Origin of the sequence: Ciceribacter thiooxidans (assembly GCF_014126615.1) — a bacterium.
Taxonomy (GTDB): Bacteria; Pseudomonadota; Alphaproteobacteria; order Rhizobiales; family Rhizobiaceae; genus Allorhizobium; species Allorhizobium thiooxidans.
In genome coordinates this window covers 3552261-3568671 of sequence record NZ_CP059896.1, presented here as the reverse complement: position 1 = coordinate 3568671, position 16411 = coordinate 3552261, and the positions used below count along the sequence as shown (strand labels likewise).

Below are 16411 nucleotides of genomic sequence, written 5' to 3'. Positions count from 1 at the left end.
GTGCCGCAGAACGGCCTCGCACCGGGCAAAAGTAGACCGAAGCCTCATGAACAAAAAAGCCGGAGCATCTATCCCGATGCTCCGGCCATGGATCGATCAGAACGACCGAAGCCGTTCCTTCAAGAAGTTACTCTGCTGCGCCTTCGGCGGCTGCAGCCTTTTCAGCGGCTTCAGCGGCTGCCTTTTCGGCAGCGAGAGCCTGGGCAGCTGCGATCTTCTCAGCTTCGATGCGCGCCTTTTCCTCGGCGACCGCAGCACGTTCGTTTTCGTTGAGCTTGCGAGCACGGGTGCCGGTGTTCTCGACGATACGAGCCGACTTGCCGCGACGATCGCGCAGGTAGTAGAGCTTGGCGCGACGGACCTTACCGCGACGAACGACTTCGACGCTTTCGACGAGCGGCGAGTAGACCGGGAATACGCGCTCGACGCCTTCGCCGTAGGAAATCTTGCGAACCGTGAAGCTCTCGTTGATGCCGGCGCCCGAACGTGCGATGCACACGCCTTCGTAGGCCTGTACGCGGGTACGGTTGCCTTCCTTGACGGTGACGTTGACGCGCAGCGTGTCGCCCGGGGAGAATTCCGGGAGCTTGCGCTTGGCTTCGATCTTGGCGGCCTGTTCGGCTTCCAGCTGCTGAATGATGTTCATGTCTAACCTCGATTTCTTCTGAAACAGCCAGAGCGCTCGACTGTGATCCCTTGGTCATGCCTCGGAATGTTGACCCGGATGGGTCGGAGCGGTTACGCGGTTCTTTGTTGTGGCAGACGGGCAAAAGCCCATTTCCGCGCGTGCCAATACACGAAACAAACCTGCTTGTCACCCCCTGCGGCCTCATTTGTCCTTTCTGGATGAGCTTGTCGGCGGCGGCGAGAACGAATATGCATTCCCTGCATCTGGAGGGGTGAGATCATGACCTTGGCCGTCATCGTACTTCTGTTTGTCGCCGGTTTCCTGTCGGGCGTGATCAATGCCATCGCCGGCGGCGGTACGTTTCTGACATTCGGAGCCATGACGCTCGCCGGCCTTCCGCCAATTGCCGCCAACGCCACTTCGTCAATCACCCAGTTCCCGGGTTACATTACCTCGACGCTCGCATATCTGCGCGAACTGAAGGCGATCGGAAAAGCTGCGATCGTGCTGGCGCTCGTCTCGGCAGCAGGTTCCCTCGGTGGCGCTCTCTTCCTGGTTTCGCTCTCGAATCCTGCTTTTCGAGCGATGGTGCCTTGGCTGCTGATCGCGGCGACCGCGATCTTCGCGGCGGGCCCCAAGCTCCGCCCCAAGAATGCGGGTGAGAGCCATCCCGCGAGCCCCCTCGGTCTTGCACTGCAAACCGTAACGTCCTTCTACGGAGGTTTCTTCGGCGCCGGTATGGGCATCATGATGCTCGCCTCGCTGGGACTTGCCAGCGGCGGCGACTATCATCGTCTCAACGCGCTGAAGAACTTTCTGTCGATCGTCATCGCCGCCGTGGCGATCATCGTCTTTACGTCTGCCGGCGCAATCTCGTGGCTCCACGCCGCCATCATGGTGCCTGCCGTAGCGCTGGGCGGATATGCCGGCGTCGGTGTCGCCAGACGTGCTCCTCAGGCGTTGTTGCGCTGGATTGTCGTGGTTTTGGGGCTGGCGCTCGCCGGCTACTACTTCGTCACTGGCTGAGATGCGGTATCGGTAGCCAGAAGGTCCGCTCGCCTCTCCTTCGTAAGGGCAAGCGCCTGCTCGTGTCGCCACGTCTCGATTGCACCGTGATTGCCCGACGTCAGCACCGCGGGGATTTCTCGGCCTTCGAACACCTGCGGACGGGTATACTGTGGATGCTCCAGAAGCCCACCCTCGAAGCTCTCGTGGACCCCGGATAGCTCGTTGCCCATCACCCCCGGCAAAATGCGGACAACAGCATCGAGAACGACAAGCGCCGCCGGCTCGCCGCCTGAGAGGATATAATCGCCGATCGAGACCTCTTCTAAACCGCGAGCGTCGATGACGCGCTGATCGACGCCTTCAAAACGGCCACAGACGATCACAACGCCGTCACCGGAAGCGAGCTCCCTCACCCGTCGCTGCGTCAACGGGCGACCTCTCGGGCTCATAAGCAGCCTCGGGCGGTCATCCTTCGCCACGTCGTCAATCGCTCGCGCCAGCACATCGGGCTTGAGCACCATGCCGGCGCCGCCGCCGGCAGGCGTGTCGTCGACCGTCCGGTGCCGATCTGTGGCGAAATTTCGTATCTGAACGGTCTCCACCACCCACTGGCCGCGCTCCAGCGCCCGGCCCGCAAGCGAGTAAGCGAGATGACCGGGAAACATCTCCGGGTAGAGCGTGAGGATTGTTGCTCGAAAGCTCATGTCCGACCGCTCATTCCTCGTCCGAACCACTCAGGTCAGATCCTTTACGGCGTGGCGTCTTACGCTCCTCCTCGAGACCAGCCGCCACGGGATCGATCAGCAGACGGCCACTCTCGAGGTCTATTTCGAGCACCGCTGTTTCCGAAAACGGGATGAGCACGGGGCGCTTGCCCGGTCCCTTGATTTCCAGCAGATCGCCCGCCCCGAAATCGAAGACAGCGGACACCGCGCCGTAGTGCTTTCCAGCACTATCGTAGACGTCGAGACCCTCGAGGTCGGCATAGTAGAATTCGTCGTCCTCGAGATCGCCGTCCGGAAGCGCGTCCCGATCGACATAGAGCTCGAGTCCGTTCAAAGCCTCGGCAGCATTGCGATCATTCACGCCGCGGAAGCGCACGATCACCACGTTCTTGGCTTCGCGAATCTCCAGAATCTCGAAGACCCGGCCATCCAGGCTTCGCAGGTTGCCGTAATCGCCCAGCGCCATCGGATCAGCCGTGTACGTTCTGACCCGAACCTCTCCGCGGAGCCCCTGGGCGGCGCCCACTGTAGCCATCAGTACAGGATTCTTAAGCGTCGTCATGAGTACCGATAATCCAACATCGCCGTCATGCAGTCTTCTTAGGACGAAGCATGGCGAAAAGAAACGAAAAACGGGCGGCAGATACTGCCGCCCGTCGGAATTCAAGGGAATGGAAATTATTCCGCGGCGCTTGCTTCAGCAGCAGCAGCGGCTGCCTCAGCGGCCTTCATTTCCTTTTCCTTTACACGCTCGACAGCCTTCTTGCCCGGCTTTGCCTTTTCCGGGTTGTTGCGGGCGTCGCGGGTGGCGAGGCCAGCCTCGGCCATGAAACGCAGCACGCGGTCGGTCGGCTGGGCGCCCTTTGCGACCCATTCCTTGATGCGTTCAACGTTCAGTTCGATGCGCTTTTCGCTGTCCTTCGGAAGCATCGGGTTCCATGCGCCGACCTTCTCGAGGAAACGACCGTCGCGCGGCGAGCGGGCGTCGGCCACGACGATCTGGTAGTACGGACGCTTCTTGGAACCGCCACGGGCGAGACGAATTTTCAGTGCCATTTCTTTACTCCTTGGGCTTTTCTTTTCCGCCGGCTGTTCAGGCGGTCTTTTCCGAATTGCTGCCGATGTCGGCAGCGATTGCTTCATGATGCCGGATCACTTCCCTGATGATGAAATTCAGGAACTTTTCTGCGAAATCCGGATCCAGATGGGCATCCTGCGCCAGACGGCGAAGACGTTCGATCTGGTATTCCTCGCGCGCCGGATCGGCCGGCGGCAAATCGTATTGGGCCTTGAGAACGCCGACCGCTTTCGTGCATCGAAACCGTTCGGCGAGCATATGCACGAGAGCGGCGTCGATGTTGTCGATCGACTGGCGGTAGCTCGCGAGCTGTTCCTTGACGTGTGGAGCGATCATGGCGATGTCTCGTCTCACTTCTTCTTCGGCAAACCGGGGAGGCCCGGGAACCCGCCGCCACCGAGACCGGGCAGCTTCCCGCCAAGTCCTGGCAATCCGCCGCCGATCCCCGGAAGAGCACCCGGATTGATACCCGCCGCCTCCGCCTGTTTGGCAAGTGCCTCGATCTGCTTCGGATCCATACTCGACAGATCCGGCATCCCGCCCATGCCACCAAGACCCATCTTGCCAGCGAGGCCGCCCATCATCTGCTTCATCATGCCGCCGCCCTTCTTGCCGCCCATGGCCTTCATCATGTCGGCCATCTGACGATGCATCTTGAGCAACTTGTTGATTTCGGCGGCGTCGGTGCCGGAGCCGGCCGCGATGCGCTTCTTGCGGGAATGCTTGAGAATGTCGGGATTGGCCCGCTCCGCCTTGGTCATCGACTGGATGATGGCAATCTGGCGACCGAACAGCTTGTCGCTCAGCCCAGCGGCGGCCATCTTGTCCTTCATGCCGGCCATGCCGGGCATAAGACCCATGATGCCGCCCATGCCGCCCATCTTCTGCATCTGCTTCAACTGTTCGGCGAGGTCGTTCAGGTCGAACTTGCCCTTGGCCATCTTCTCGGCCATGGCTTTCGCCTTCTCGGCATCGATCGTCTCGGCCGCCCTCTCGACCAGCGAAACGATGTCGCCCATCCCGAGAATGCGGTCGGCGATGCGCCGCGGATGGAACTCTTCGAGCTCCGTCATCTTTTCGCCGACGCCGATCAGCTTGATCGGCTTGCCGGTAACCGCGCGCATCGAAAGCGCTGCACCACCGCGGCCGTCACCGTCCATGCGGGTGAGCACGAGCCCGGTGATGCCGACGCGCTCGTCGAAATTGCGGGCGAGATTGACGGCATCCTGACCGGTCAGAGCGTCGGCAACGAGAAGAATTTCGTGCGGCTTGGATCTGGCCTTGATCTCGGCCATCTCGACCATCAGCGGCTCGTCGATATGCGTGCGGCCCGCTGTGTCGAGGATGACGACGTCGTGACCGCCGAGCTTGGCGGCCTGTACGGCGCGGCTTGCGATATCGGTCGGCGATTGGCCGGCAATGATCGGCAACACGTCGATGCCCGTCTGCACGCCGAGCTGACGCAGCTGTTCCTGGGCAGCAGGACGACGCGTGTCGAGCGAGGCCATCAGGACCTTTTTCTTCTCGCGATCGGTCAGACGCTTGGCAATCTTGCCCGTGGTCGTGGTCTTGCCGGAGCCTTGCAGGCCGACCATCATGACGACGACCGGGGCCGGTGCATTGAGATCGATCGAAACGCCTTCGGAGCCCAGCATTTCGACGAGTTCGTCGTGGACGATCTTGACGACCATCTGTCCGGGCTTGATCGATTTCACCACCGCCGCGCCGACAGCCTTTTCGCGGACCCTGTCGGTGAACGAGCGCACAACTTCGAGCGCGACATCAGCCTCCAGAAGTGCACGACGCACCTCGCGCAGCGCGGCGGAGACATCCGCTTCGGACAGTGCGCCACGGCCGGTCAGTCCATTCAGAATGGATCCAAGGCGGTCCTGGAGGTTTTCAAACATCGGCTCTTCCTTATCGTTCCGGTTTCGTCGAGAATTGCCGAAACGTTGGTCTTTTCTCCGACGAAAACAAGACGAAAAACCAAAAAGCACCCGAGAGCGCAACGCGCTGTCGGATGTTGACCTCCGGGATCTCTTTATACCTTTACGGGTCCCGGTCGGCGGCTCGGAGTCTCAATCTCGTCGCAGATTTGCTGGCGATAAACAGGAAAACCGCGCCGGAGTCAAGTATTTCAGCCCTCCATGACGAATGCGCCCCTCGAATCTGCGCGTTTGGCCCTACCGGACGGCGGTAGTTCGTTCCGGTGAGGCTCTGGCCGATCACGAAGCGCACTGGTAATTCCGGCGCTTTTCCGCCATATAAGCGGCGACAACCATCGAAAGTATCAGCATGACGGCAGCGACGGTCGAATTCGCAAAGATGAACGGGCTTGGCAACAAGATCCTGGTCGTCGACATGCGCGGCCGTGTCGACCGGGTCTCGCCCGCAGCCGCCGTCAGCCTCGCCGGCAACCCGGAAACGGCGTTCGACCAGATCATGGCGATCCACGATCCGAAGCTGTCTGGCACCGACGCTTACATTGATATCCTGAACTGCGACGGCACGCGGGCGCAGGCCTGCGGTAACGGAACGCGCTGCGTCGTGCAGGCGCTTGCAGCCGAGACAGGACGCAAGACCTTCACATTTCAGACCATCGCCGGCATCCTGAATGCCGTCGAGCATGAGGACGGTACCATTTCAGTCGATATGGGCGAACCTGTCTTCGAGTGGAACCGCATTCCACTTGCCGAGGAATTTCACGACACCAGCCGCATCGAATTGCAGATCGGCCCAATCGACGCGCCGATCCTGCATTCGCCCTCGGCCGTATCGATGGGCAATCCGCACGCGATCTTCTGGGTCGATCGCGATCCGATGACGTTCGATCTCGACCGCTTCGGTCCGCTTCTCGAAAATCATCCGATGTTCCCTGAAAAGGCAAACATCACACTGGCGCAAGTGACTGCACCTGACGCAATGACGACCCGTACCTGGGAACGGGGGGCGGGACTGACACTCGCCTGCGGTTCAGCCGCATGTGCGGCTGCCGTCAGCGGCGCACGCACCGGCCGGACCGGCCGCAGGGTGACTGTTACTGTCGCTTCCAGCCCGAACCGGCAGACGCTCACGATCGAATGGCGCGAACGTGATAACCATGTGGTCATGACCGGCCCCGCCGAGTGGGAATGGTCCGGTACGCTCGATCCGGCGACCGGCGCCTGGCAGCGCAGCACATCCTCTGAAAGCGGAGCATCCGCTTCGTGAGCGGGATTGAGGTCATTACCTTCGGCTGCCGACTCAATACCTACGAGTCCGAAGTCATGAAGGCTGAAGCGGCCAAGGCTGGCCTCAACGACGCGATTCTGGTCAATACCTGCGCAGTTACCGGCGAAGCTGTCCGGCAGGCCCGCCAAGCGATCCGCCGCGCCCGTCGCGAAAGCCCGAATGCCCGGATCGTGGTGACCGGTTGCGCCGCCCAGACCGATGCCCGGGGCTTTGCCGCCATGCCCGAAGTCGACGCCGTCCTTGGCAATGAGGAGAAGCTCAAAGCCGAATATTACCGGGGGATGCCGGATTTCGGGGTCGAAGGCGAGGAAAAGATCCGCGTCAACGACATCATGAGCATTTCGGAAACGGCGCCGCAAATGGTCGCGCATATCGACGGTCACGTCCGCGGCTTTCTGCAGGTGCAGACCGGCTGTGACCACCGCTGCACCTTCTGCATCATACCTTACGGACGCGGCAATTCCCGCTCGGTTCCTATGGGCGCAATCGTCGAACAAGCTCGCAGGCTTGTTGAAAACGGCTACCGCGAAGTGGTACTGACTGGCGTCGACGCGACAAGCTACGGCAACGATCTTCCCGGCCGGCCGAGTCTCGGTCTGCTGGCAAAGACGCTGCTGAAGCAGGTGCCGGAAATCCGGCGGCTACGCCTCTCCTCGATCGACAGTATCGAAGTCGACGGTCACTTGTTCGATCTCATCGCCGACGAACCGCGCTTCATGCCGCACCTCCATCTCTCTCTGCAGCATGGAGATGACCTGATCCTGAAGCGAATGAAGCGTCGCCACAGCCGCGCGGACGCGGTCGATTTCGCAAGAAAGGTCCGTGCGTTGCGGCCGGACGTTGCATTCGGAGCGGACATGATCGCCGGCTTTCCGACCGAGACGGAGGAGATGTTCGCGAATGCCGCAAGTCTTGCCAAGGAGATGGGGATCGCCCATCTCCACGTCTTCCCGTACAGTCCGCGTCCGGGCACGCCGGCGGCGCGAATGCCGCAACTCGATCGCGGGCTGGTGAAGGAGAGAGCGGCACGCTTGCGCGACAGCGCCCAAAAGCTTCATACCGCGCACCTGACGTCAATGGTCGGAACCCGTCAGACGATCCTTGTCGAAAATAACGGCATGGGCCATACGGAAAACTTCTCGCTGGTTGACGCCTCGGGGCTGGCGCCGCGCGATCTTGTGACGGTCACGATCACCGGTCACAATGGCAAGAATCTGGAAATGCAATTGGCTGGCCGCTCGGCTGCCTGATTTCGAACGGACTGTTCATGGCGCTCGGCTTCATCAAAAAGGTCTTCACCTTCGGCAAGGACAAGCCGACCGGCTCGGCGCCTGCCGAACAAGACGCTCCGGCCTCGGACGAGGCTCCGCAGCAAGCCGCGGAAGAACAGGCCGTGGCCGACACGACGTCCGAAGACGTTGTGGAGGCCCTATCCCCTGACGAACATGAGGGCGGGCGCCCCGGAGCCGCCGACCATAACGAAGCACCGGAACTGCCCTCGGATGCCGATGCAGCGATCGCATCAGAAGAGTCCGACGCAATCCCTCCGGCCGAAGAAGAGGAACTGACGGGCCTCGCCGAACATAACCTCCCGAAGGGATTTGCGTTGGGTACGACTGCGCCGGAGGAGGTGCCGGACAAGCCTATTCAAAAACTCTCCTGGTTCCAACGTCTGCGGGCCGGATTGCTGCGCACGTCTTCGCAGCTGACAGGACAGATCACAGCGCTCTTCACCAAGCGCAAACTCGACGACGACGCGCTTCAGGACCTCGAGGACCTGCTCATCCAGGCCGATCTCGGCGTCGAGACGGCGATGCGCATCACCGACACGCTGTCTTCCGAGCGCTACGGCAAGGATGTCACCGGCGAAGATGTCTCCCACATCATGGCAAGCGAGATTACCAAGGTTCTGAAACCCGTCGCCCGCCCCCTGCAATTGGACCTCAGCCACAAGCCCCACGTCATCCTGGTCGTCGGCGTCAACGGCACCGGCAAGACCACGACGATCGGCAAGCTGGCGGCGAAACTCTCAGGTTCCGGCCTGAAGGTCATGCTGGCCGCCGGTGACACTTTCCGCGCCGCCGCAATCGAGCAACTTAAGATCTGGGCAGACCGCACGGGCTCGACCTTCATCGGCACCAAGCTCGGCGCCGACGCTGCCGGGCTGGCCTACGAGGCGTTCGAGAAGGCCAAGGCGGAGAAGTCGGACGTCCTCATCATCGATACCGCCGGTCGCCTGCAGAACAAGACGGAACTGATGGCGGAGCTTGAGAAGATTGTCCGAGTGCTCGGCAAACTCGACCCAGACGCGCCGCATACGGTGCTCCAGACACTGGATGCAACCACTGGCCAGAACGCGATGGCGCAGGTCGAGATTTTCCGCAACATTGCGGGCGTCAACGGGCTCGTGATGACAAAGCTGGACGGCACGGCGCGCGGCGGCATTCTCGTCGCCATCGCCGCCAAGCACAAGTTGCCGGTCTATTTCATCGGTGTCGGCGAGGGGATCGATGATCTCGAACCGTTTGAGGCGGATGACTTCGCCAAGGCGATTGCGGGTCTCGGAGGCTGACGCAAGAGGCGGGAAAACGAACGCGCGGCGCTCAAGCAAGAAAGTATGACAGGCAAAGACAATGACATCCAGCCATAGTGACACAGAACCGACTGCCGCCGAGAAGCACCACCCGCTCCTCAAGCTAGCGCTTGAGCTGGGCCCGTTGATCATCTTCTTCTTTGGTAATCTTCGCGGCGAATGGCTAGCGAAGGCGTTCCCGGTGCTTTCCACTGTGGGGGGGCCGCTCTTCATCGCAACGGCATTGTTCATGGCCGCGACGGTGGCCTCGTTGGTTGTTTCGAAGATTGTTTTCCGACACTTGCCGATCATGCCGTTCGTCTCGGGCATTGTCGTGCTGGTGTTCGGTTCTTTGTCAATTTGGCTTCAGGACGAAACCTTCATCAAGATGAAGCCGACGATCGTGAACACTCTTTTCGGCGCGGTCCTGCTCGGCGGGCTTTTCTTCGGCAAGTCACTGCTCGGCTATGTCTTCAACGCAGCCTTCCAGCTCGATGACATCGGTTGGCGGAAGCTGACACTGCGCTGGGGTGTCTTCTTTCTCTTCCTTGCCGTCCTGAATGAGGCGGTGTGGCGCAACTTTTCCGACGAGGTGTGGGTCAATTTCAAGGTCTGGGGCACGATGCCGATCACGATCCTCTTCACGCTCGCGCAAATGCCGCTGATCATGCGCCACACACTCGAGGAACGGACGGAGGAGACAAAGTGACGATCACCGCGCTCGATCCGCAGGATCGTCACAAAGCGACCCGCCTCTGGCTATTCGCCGTCGGCCTGATCGTCCTTGCACAGATCGGCATCCTTCACCTGATGGGCAGAATACCTATCTGCGAATGCGGCTATATCAAGCTCTTCGAGCCCGGTGTGAACACTGCAGGAAATTCGCAGCATCTCGCAGATTGGTACACGCCGTCACACATCATTCACGGCTTCCTGTTCTATCTTCTCGCTTTCGTCCTCTTCAGACGCCGGCCATTGTCCATGCGACTTGCGTTAGCGACCCTGATTGAGGCGGCATGGGAGCTGGTGGAAAACTCTCCGCTCGTCATCGACCGATATCGCACGGCGACGATGGCGATTGGCTATCAGGGTGACAGTATCCTGAACTCCACGATGGATACGGCGTTCATGGCCGTCGGTTTCCTTTTCGCCGCCCGAGCGCCGGTCTGGCTGACTGTCTCGATCGCTGTGTTCCTGGAAATCTACGTGGGATGGCTGATCCGCGACAACCTGACGCTGAACGTGCTGATGCTTCTCTGGCCCATCGAAGCCATCAGGGCATGGCAGGCTGGCCTCTGAATCAGCCTTTTGCCAGCGCTTTTTCTATCGCCGGATATAGCCCTTTCTCGAGCGAGAGCGCATCGAAGGGACCGACACGCTTATAGACAATCGTCCCGCCAGCATCGACGAGATAAGATTCGGGAATTCCGTAGACGCCCCAGTCAATCGCTGCCTTGCCGTTGGGATCGACGCCGATGGCGCTATAGGGATTTCCAAGCTCGCCGAGGAACTTAAGCGCGTTTTCGGTCGTGTCCTTGTAGTTGATCGCGACCACCGTAAGCCGCGGATCTTTAGCGAGTTCCTTCAGGATCGGATGCTCTTGCCGACAGGGAACGCACCAGGACGCAAAGACATTGACCAATGTCAGCTTGCCCGCGAGAACCTCGGAAGTGAGCGCCGGTACCCCTGCCCCTTCAAGCGCGGGCAATTCGAGATCGGGTGCCTTGGTGCCGATCAGAGCGGAGGGAATCTCCGACGTGCTCTTGCCGTTGAAATCCTGATCGTAGAGCATCTTGCCGGCAGTGCCGGCGATGACAAGAAAAACGGCCAGCGGCACGACGGCCAAAGCGTAGCGGCCGACGCCTCCTCTGCCCTTTTCCGGGGATTCCCTCAGTCTTTCACTCATGCTTGCCGATCACCAGCCACCGTCGCCGAGCGGCGGCGAACGCCGGCCGCTTCCAGTTCCTTCAGTTCACGTTGCCGTGCACGGCCATCAAGCCAGACCCACCCGATCAAAGCCAGAATGACAATACCTGTCACGCCATAAGATACATAGATATAAAACTCATGGCTCATTGCGAGGTCTCCCGCCCTGCCATACGTGCGGCGAGTCGTCGCTGGACGGCGATGCGCCGGCGCCAGATTTCGTTACGCATGGCCGCGATGTGCAGCGTGAAAAAGAGGAGGGTGAAGGCGATCGCCATCACCAGTAGCGGCCGCAGGAATTCCGCGTCGATCGTCGGGCCGCCCATGCGTATCACGCTCGCCGGCTGGTGCAGCGTGTTCCACCATTCGACTGAGAACTTGATAATCGGGATATTCACGAAGCCGACGAGAATGAGTACCGCACTGAGCCGCGCAGCCTTGGAAGGATCATCCACGGCACGATTGAGTGCGATAAGCCCGAGATACATCAGGAACAGCACGAAGACCGAGGTGAGCCGGGCATCCCAGACCCACCACGTACCCCACATGGGCTTACCCCAGAGGGAGCCGGTGAGAAGAGCGATGAACGTGAATGCCGCACCAAGCGGCGCTGCGGATTTGTGGGAGACGTCAGCCAATGGATGACGCCAAACGAGCGTTCCGATGGCGGAAATTGCCATGACGGTGTAGCACATCATCGAGAGCCAGGCGGCAGGCACATGCACATACATGATGCGCACCGTCATGCCCTGCTGATAATCGCCCTCGGTCGTGAAACTCAGATAGAGGCCAGCCACGAAGAGCAGCGCGGTCAAGACCGCGAGCCACGAAATCACGCGCCTGGCAAGTGCGAGAAAACGGGTGGGGTTTGCAAGGTCGGTAATCTTGGAGATGGTAAGGCTCGCTTGGTTCATAGAACACTTCTAACCTGACTGCCGTTTTGCTGCAATTGATACCAATCAATCCGAGGCGTTGCGCAAGGCGACGGCAGCGGCCACAGGGCCGATCACGGCGAAGAAGAGTACGATCGCAATCAAAAAGAGAAAGGGCGGCATAAATGGGGCGGGGTCCTCGACCGCGGCATAGGACGCGCTGACGCCAAAGATCAACACGGGAATGGCAAGCGGAAGTACGAGGATGGACACGAGCAGGCCACCGCGCGGAAGCGCCACGGCCACAGCCGCACCTGCCGCACCGATAAACGTGATGGCGGGCGAACCGACGAGCAGGGTCAGCATCACCGCCCCGATCGCGATCTCGTTCATGTTCATGAAAAGGCCAAGCAAAGGCGAGGCGATGACGAGCGGCAGGCTCGTCGCAGTCCAATGCGCCAAACACTTCACGAAAACCGTCACGACCAGAGGTGACTCCTGCATCAGCATCAGGTCCAGCGATCCGTCGTCGCGCTCGGCCTGGAAAAGCCGGTCAAGCCCGAGCAAAGCAGACAAAAGGGCGCCGATCCAGACGATTGCCGGTCCGATACGCGAAAGCAGGTTGAGATCAGGTCCAACGCCGAACGGGATCACGGCGACGACCGTCATGAAAAACAGCACACCGATCAGCGCGCCGCCACCGGCCCGGACGGAAAGCTTGAGATCACGCAGGAAGAGCGCCATCATTGCCAGACACCTCCTGGGGCGCCGGAGAACCCGGTCATTTTCAGTTCACGGGCGGCGTCAAGTCCCAGCGGCTGGTGCGTTGCGGCGATCGCGATCCCACCGGTTGCGAGATGATCGCGGACCAGGCCGGCAAACATCTGGTCGGCACTTGCGTCGAGTGCCGCGGTCGGTTCATCGAGAATCCAGACAGGCCGGTAAGCCACGAGCAGTTTCGCCATGGCGAAGCGTCGTTGCTGTCCGGCGGAAAGATAGCCGAACGGAAGATGTGCAATACCTTCGAGGCCGACGGCATGGGCGGCATCGTCGACCGCTATCCCCTTCCCCCATCGAAATCCCTGAGGAATTCTTTCCAGAAGACCAAGTTCTCCGATACCGTCAGCTCCTGCTTCATTGCGTTGCGGTGGCCGAGATAATGACTTGCCTCGCGTGCAGGGCGGCTCTCGTGATCTCCCGCGGCGATAAAGTCCACGCGGCCTCCCTCCGGTCTCAGCAAACCCGCCAGCACCCGAAGGAGCGTCGATTTTCCCGACCCGTTCCGCCCCGTTAAGATCATTACTTCGCCCGCACCGAGTGCGAAGGAAATGTCCTCGAAGATGAAGTCCTCGCCGCGCCTCGCGGAGAGATTTTCGGCACTCAGCCGCATGTTTCAGCCTTCCAGCGGAGACCCTTCGGGCCCTGCAAAAATTTGTAGAAATTCACCATTCGTTGGTCTGGTGCCCTTCTTAGAAATTATCTATAAGACCTGCAACCACGCCAGCGGTCGGCGTGAATATCATCCTTGTGCCGAACTTGGGGTTGCACTCGCGACTTTCACGTGCGGACAGCGGAAATGGCCGTACCCGCATCCTGATGTGCATGAAGTGCATAGGCGTCCGCACGAATGTGTTGGCTATCAGAATAAGCGGGGTTCATGTCCGTGTCCAAATCACTCGACAGTTTCAATTGCCGGTCCACGATTACCGTGAATGGCAAGGATTACGTCTATTACAGCCTTCCCAAGGCGGAAGCGAACGGCCTCGCAGGCGTCTCGAAGCTCCCTTACTCGATGAAGGTGCTTCTTGAGAACCTGCTGCGCAACGAAGACGGACGTTCGGTCACCAAAGCCGACATCGAAAGTGTCGCCGCCTGGCTCACCAACAAGGGCCTGACCGAAGCCGAGATTGCTTACCGCCCGGCGCGCGTCCTGATGCAGGACTTCACCGGCGTTCCGGCGGTCGTCGACCTCGCCGCGATGCGTGACGGGATCAAGGCGCTCGGCGGCGATCCGGAGAAGATCAATCCCCTCGTTCCGGTCGACCTCGTCATCGACCACTCGGTTATCGTCGACGAATTCGGCACGCCCCAGGCCTTCGCGAAAAACGTCGAGCTCGAATATCTGCGCAACGGGGAGCGCTACCGCTTCCTGAAGTGGGGCCAGCAGGCCTTCAAGAACTTCCGCGTCGTTCCCCGGGTACGGGCATCTGTCACCAGGTGAATTTCGAATATCTCGGCCAGACCGTCTGGACGAAGGAAGAGGATGGCGAAACGATCGCCTATCCGGACACCTGCGTCGGGACGGACAGCCACACCACGATGATCAACGGTCTCGGCGTGCTGGGCTGGGGCGTCGGTGGTATCGAAGCCGAAGCCGCCATGCTCGGCCAGCCGGTGTCCATGCTTCTGCCTGAGGTCATCGGCTTCAAGCTGACCGGCACACTGAAGGAAGGTGTCACCGCCACCGATCTCGTGCTGACAGTCGTACAGATGCTGCGCAAGAAGGGTGTCGTCTCGAAGTTCGTGGAGTTCTTCGGTCCCGGCCTCGATACGCTGCCCGTCGCCGATCGCGCGACCATCGGCAACATGGGCCCGGAATACGGTGCGACCTGCGGCTTCTTCCCGGTCGACTCGGCAACGCTCGGTTATCTCGACATGTCGGGTCGCAGCAAGGATCGCATCGCCCTCGTCGAAGCCTATTCGAAGGCACAGGGCATGTGGCGCGAAGGTGACGGTTCCGATCTCGTCTTCACCGACACACTCGAACTCGACCTCGGCGACGTCGTCCCCTCGATGGCCGGCCCGAAGCGTCCGGAAGGCCGCCTGCCGCTCGAAACCATCGCCCCGAACTTCGCAACCGCCCTCGAAGGCGACTACAAGAAGCCCGGTCAGATCGACGCCCGCTACCCGGTTGAAGGTGAAAGCTTCGATCTCGGACATGGTGACGTCTGCATCGCCGCCATTACATCGTGCACGAATACCTCGAACCCGAGTGTACTGATCGCTGCCGGTCTTCTCGCCCGTAACGCAGCCGCCAAGGGCCTCAAGTCCAAGCCGTGGGTCAAGACCTCGCTCGCACCCGGATCGCAGGTCGTTGGCGAATACCTCGCCAAGTCCGGCCTGCAGGCCGATCTCGACAAGCTTGGCTTCAATCTCGTCGGCTACGGCTGCACGACCTGCATCGGCAACTCCGGCCCTCTGCCGGGCCCGATCTCGAAGACGATCAACGACAAAGGCCTGATCACCGCGGGTGTACTCTCGGGCAACCGCAACTTCGAGGGCCGCATCTCGCCGGACGTCCAGGCCAACTACCTCGCCTCTCCGCCGCTCGTCGTCGCTTACGCGCTCGCCGGTACGGTGCAGAAGGACCTGACCAAGGAACCGCTGGGCGAAGACCAGAACGGCAACCCGGTCTACCTGAAGGACATCTGGCCGACCTCGCACGAGATCCAGGAATTCATCGCCAAGTACGTGACCCGTGAACTTTTCGAGTCGAAGTATGCGGACGTGTTCAAGGGCGACGAAAACTGGCAGGCCGTGCAGGTTCCCGCTGGTCAGACCTACGCCTGGGACGACAAGTCGACCTACGTGCAGAACCCGCCCTACTTCGTCGGCATGGGCAAGACCGGTTCCGGCGTGTCGAACATCGTGGGCGCCCGCGTGCTCGGCCTCTTCGGCGACAAGATCACCACCGACCACATTTCGCCGGCCGGTTCGATCAAGGCCGCCTCGCCGGCCGGTGCATACCTTATGGAGAATGGCGTCGGCGTTGCCGACTTCAACCAGTACGGCACGCGTCGTGGTAACCACGAAGTGATGATGCGCGGCACGTTCGCCAACATCCGCATCCGCAACCACATGCTCGGCCCGAACGGCAAGGAAGGTGGCTACACCATCCACTATCCGTCCAAGGAAGAGATGTCGATCTACGACGCCGCCATGATGTACAAGGCCGAAGGCGTTCCGCTCGTCATCTTCGCCGGTGTCGAGTACGGCAACGGCTCCTCCCGCGACTGGGCTGCCAAGGGCACCAACCTGCTCGGAGTCCGCGCGGTCATTGCCCAGTCGTTCGAACGCATCCACCGTTCGAACCTGGTCGGCATGGGCGTCATACCGTTCGTCTTCGAGGATGGTACCACCTGGCAGAGCCTCAACCTGAAGGGCGATGAGCTGGTGACCATCGAGGGCCTCGACGGGGAGATCAAACCGCGCGAGAAGAAGATCGCCAAGGTCTCCTACTCGGACGGCACGGTGAAGGACATCCCTCTCATCTGCCGTATCGATACGCTCGACGAGGTCACCTATGTGAACAACGGCGGCATCCTGCAGACTGTTCTGCGCGATCTGGCCGCCTGACTTCCGCTCGCATGA

16 protein-coding genes and 2 pseudogenes are annotated in these 16411 nt (G+C 60.7%); 7 read left to right on the top strand and 11 right to left on the bottom strand.

Annotated features, from left to right (window positions below; translation table 11 throughout):
- Positions 1-127: 127 nt before the first annotated feature.
- Positions 128-646, bottom strand: a complete 519-nt coding sequence (gene rplS / locus H4I97_RS17640; protein ID WP_182305885.1) for a 50S ribosomal protein L19 — start codon at positions 644-646, stop codon at positions 128-130.
- Positions 647-907: 261 nt separating this feature from the next.
- Between rplS and H4I97_RS17635 the strand changes: the two genes are divergently transcribed.
- Positions 908-1654, top strand: a complete 747-nt coding sequence (locus tag H4I97_RS17635) for a sulfite exporter TauE/SafE family protein (protein WP_182305884.1) — start codon at positions 908-910, stop codon at positions 1652-1654.
- On the opposite strand, the gene trmD is transcribed toward H4I97_RS17635, so the two are convergent.
- The 5 genes from trmD to ffh are packed head-to-tail and all read right to left on the bottom strand — an operon-like array spanning position 1636 to position 5346.
- Entirely contained in the window at positions 1636-2340 is a 705-nt protein-coding gene (gene trmD / locus H4I97_RS17630; RefSeq protein WP_182305883.1) for a tRNA (guanosine(37)-N1)-methyltransferase TrmD, read from the bottom strand. The two genes, H4I97_RS17635 and trmD, sit on opposite strands and share 19 nt — an antisense overlap.
- Before the next feature lie 10 nt (positions 2341-2350).
- Complete coding sequence (rimM, locus tag H4I97_RS17625; RefSeq protein ID WP_378143162.1) at positions 2351-3004, bottom strand: ribosome maturation factor RimM; 654 nt, start codon at positions 3002-3004, stop codon at positions 2351-2353.
- A gap of 35 nt (positions 3005-3039) precedes the next feature.
- Positions 3040-3417: a 30S ribosomal protein S16 gene (rpsP, locus tag H4I97_RS17620; protein WP_182305881.1), complete on the bottom strand. Its 378-nt coding sequence runs from the start codon at positions 3415-3417 to the stop codon at positions 3040-3042.
- Between the two features lie 37 nt (positions 3418-3454).
- Complete coding sequence (locus H4I97_RS17615) at positions 3455-3775, bottom strand: chorismate mutase (protein ID WP_112690617.1); 321 nt, start codon at positions 3773-3775, stop codon at positions 3455-3457.
- 14 nt (positions 3776-3789) lie between these two features.
- Complete coding sequence (ffh, locus tag H4I97_RS17610; protein ID WP_182305880.1) at positions 3790-5346, bottom strand: signal recognition particle protein; 1557 nt, start codon at positions 5344-5346, stop codon at positions 3790-3792.
- A 388-nt stretch (positions 5347-5734) separates the two neighbouring features.
- On the opposite strand from ffh, the gene dapF reads away from it, so the two are divergent.
- The 5 genes from dapF (at position 5735) to H4I97_RS17585 (ending at position 10541) form a co-directional block, all read left to right on the top strand.
- Positions 5735-6649, top strand: coding sequence for a diaminopimelate epimerase (gene dapF / locus H4I97_RS17605; protein WP_182305879.1), 915 nt, complete (start codon positions 5735-5737; stop codon positions 6647-6649).
- Positions 6646-7920, top strand: a complete 1275-nt coding sequence (mtaB, locus tag H4I97_RS17600) for a tRNA (N(6)-L-threonylcarbamoyladenosine(37)-C(2))-methylthiotransferase MtaB (protein ID WP_182305878.1) — start codon at positions 6646-6648, stop codon at positions 7918-7920. Before dapF ends, mtaB begins: the two co-directional genes overlap by 4 nt.
- Before the next feature lie 17 nt (positions 7921-7937).
- Complete coding sequence (gene ftsY, locus H4I97_RS17595; RefSeq protein WP_182305877.1) at positions 7938-9242, top strand: signal recognition particle-docking protein FtsY; 1305 nt, start codon at positions 7938-7940, stop codon at positions 9240-9242.
- Positions 9243-9303: 61 nt separating this feature from the next.
- Positions 9304-9951, top strand: a complete 648-nt coding sequence (locus H4I97_RS17590) for a septation protein A (protein WP_182305876.1) — start codon at positions 9304-9306, stop codon at positions 9949-9951.
- Between the two features lie 65 nt (positions 9952-10016).
- Positions 10017-10541, top strand: a complete 525-nt coding sequence (locus H4I97_RS17585) for a DUF2585 domain-containing protein (RefSeq protein WP_244658802.1) — start codon at positions 10017-10019, stop codon at positions 10539-10541.
- A gap of 1 nt (position 10542) precedes the next feature.
- Here H4I97_RS17585 and H4I97_RS17580 read toward each other — a convergent pair whose 3' ends face one another.
- The 5 genes and pseudogenes from H4I97_RS17580 to ccmA all read right to left on the bottom strand — a co-directional run bounded on the left by H4I97_RS17580 (position 10543) and on the right by ccmA (position 13430).
- Positions 10543-11148 carry a DsbE family thiol:disulfide interchange protein gene (locus H4I97_RS17580; RefSeq protein ID WP_182305874.1) on the bottom strand — a complete coding sequence of 202 codons (606 nt, stop codon included), beginning with the start codon at positions 11146-11148 and terminating at the stop codon, positions 10543-10545.
- Positions 11145-11318: a heme exporter protein CcmD gene (gene ccmD, locus H4I97_RS17575; RefSeq protein ID WP_182305873.1), complete on the bottom strand. Its 174-nt coding sequence runs from the start codon at positions 11316-11318 to the stop codon at positions 11145-11147. The genes H4I97_RS17580 and ccmD overlap by 4 nt, the downstream gene beginning before the upstream one ends.
- Positions 11315-12082 carry a heme ABC transporter permease gene (locus H4I97_RS17570; RefSeq protein ID WP_182305872.1) on the bottom strand — a complete coding sequence of 256 codons (768 nt, stop codon included), beginning with the start codon at positions 12080-12082 and terminating at the stop codon, positions 11315-11317. Before H4I97_RS17570 ends, ccmD begins: the two co-directional genes overlap by 4 nt.
- Before the next feature lie 45 nt (positions 12083-12127).
- Complete coding sequence (gene ccmB, locus H4I97_RS17565; RefSeq protein WP_182305871.1) at positions 12128-12787, bottom strand: heme exporter protein CcmB; 660 nt, start codon at positions 12785-12787, stop codon at positions 12128-12130.
- Positions 12784-13430, bottom strand: a pseudogene (gene ccmA / locus H4I97_RS17560) (heme ABC exporter ATP-binding protein CcmA). Before ccmA ends, ccmB begins: the two are co-directional and overlap by 4 nt.
- A gap of 273 nt (positions 13431-13703) precedes the next feature.
- On the opposite strand from ccmA, the pseudogene acnA reads away from it, so the two are divergent.
- Positions 13704-16396 (top strand): annotated as a pseudogene (acnA, locus tag H4I97_RS17555) (aconitate hydratase AcnA).
- The last annotated feature ends 15 nt before the right edge of the window (positions 16397-16411 follow it).

Bases quoted from the DNA above. Each gene is read 5' to 3' on its own strand.
- dapF (WP_182305879.1), top strand. From the start codon at position 5,735: ATGACGGCAGCGACGGTCGAATTCGCAAAGATGAACGGGCTTGGCAAC.
- ffh (WP_182305880.1), bottom strand. From the start codon at position 5,346: ATGTTTGAAAACCTCCAGGACCGCCTTGGATCCATTCTGAATGGACTG.
- H4I97_RS17570 (WP_182305872.1), bottom strand. From the start codon at position 12,082: ATGAACCAAGCGAGCCTTACCATCTCCAAGATTACCGACCTTGCAAAC.
- H4I97_RS17580 (WP_182305874.1), bottom strand. From the start codon at position 11,148: ATGAGTGAAAGACTGAGGGAATCCCCGGAAAAGGGCAGAGGAGGCGTC.
- H4I97_RS17615 (WP_112690617.1), bottom strand. From the start codon at position 3,775: ATGATCGCTCCACACGTCAAGGAACAGCTCGCGAGCTACCGCCAGTCG.
- rplS (WP_182305885.1), bottom strand. From the start codon at position 646: ATGAACATCATTCAGCAGCTGGAAGCCGAACAGGCCGCCAAGATCGAA.
- ftsY (WP_182305877.1), top strand. From the start codon at position 7,938: ATGGCGCTCGGCTTCATCAAAAAGGTCTTCACCTTCGGCAAGGACAAG.
- ccmB (WP_182305871.1), bottom strand. From the start codon at position 12,787: ATGATGGCGCTCTTCCTGCGTGATCTCAAGCTTTCCGTCCGGGCCGGT.
- H4I97_RS17635 (WP_182305884.1), top strand. From the start codon at position 908: ATGACCTTGGCCGTCATCGTACTTCTGTTTGTCGCCGGTTTCCTGTCG.
- H4I97_RS17590 (WP_182305876.1), top strand. From the start codon at position 9,304: ATGACATCCAGCCATAGTGACACAGAACCGACTGCCGCCGAGAAGCAC.
- ccmD (WP_182305873.1), bottom strand. From the start codon at position 11,318: ATGAGCCATGAGTTTTATATCTATGTATCTTATGGCGTGACAGGTATT.
- trmD (WP_182305883.1), bottom strand. From the start codon at position 2,340: ATGAGCTTTCGAGCAACAATCCTCACGCTCTACCCGGAGATGTTTCCC.
- rpsP (WP_182305881.1), bottom strand. From the start codon at position 3,417: ATGGCACTGAAAATTCGTCTCGCCCGTGGCGGTTCCAAGAAGCGTCCG.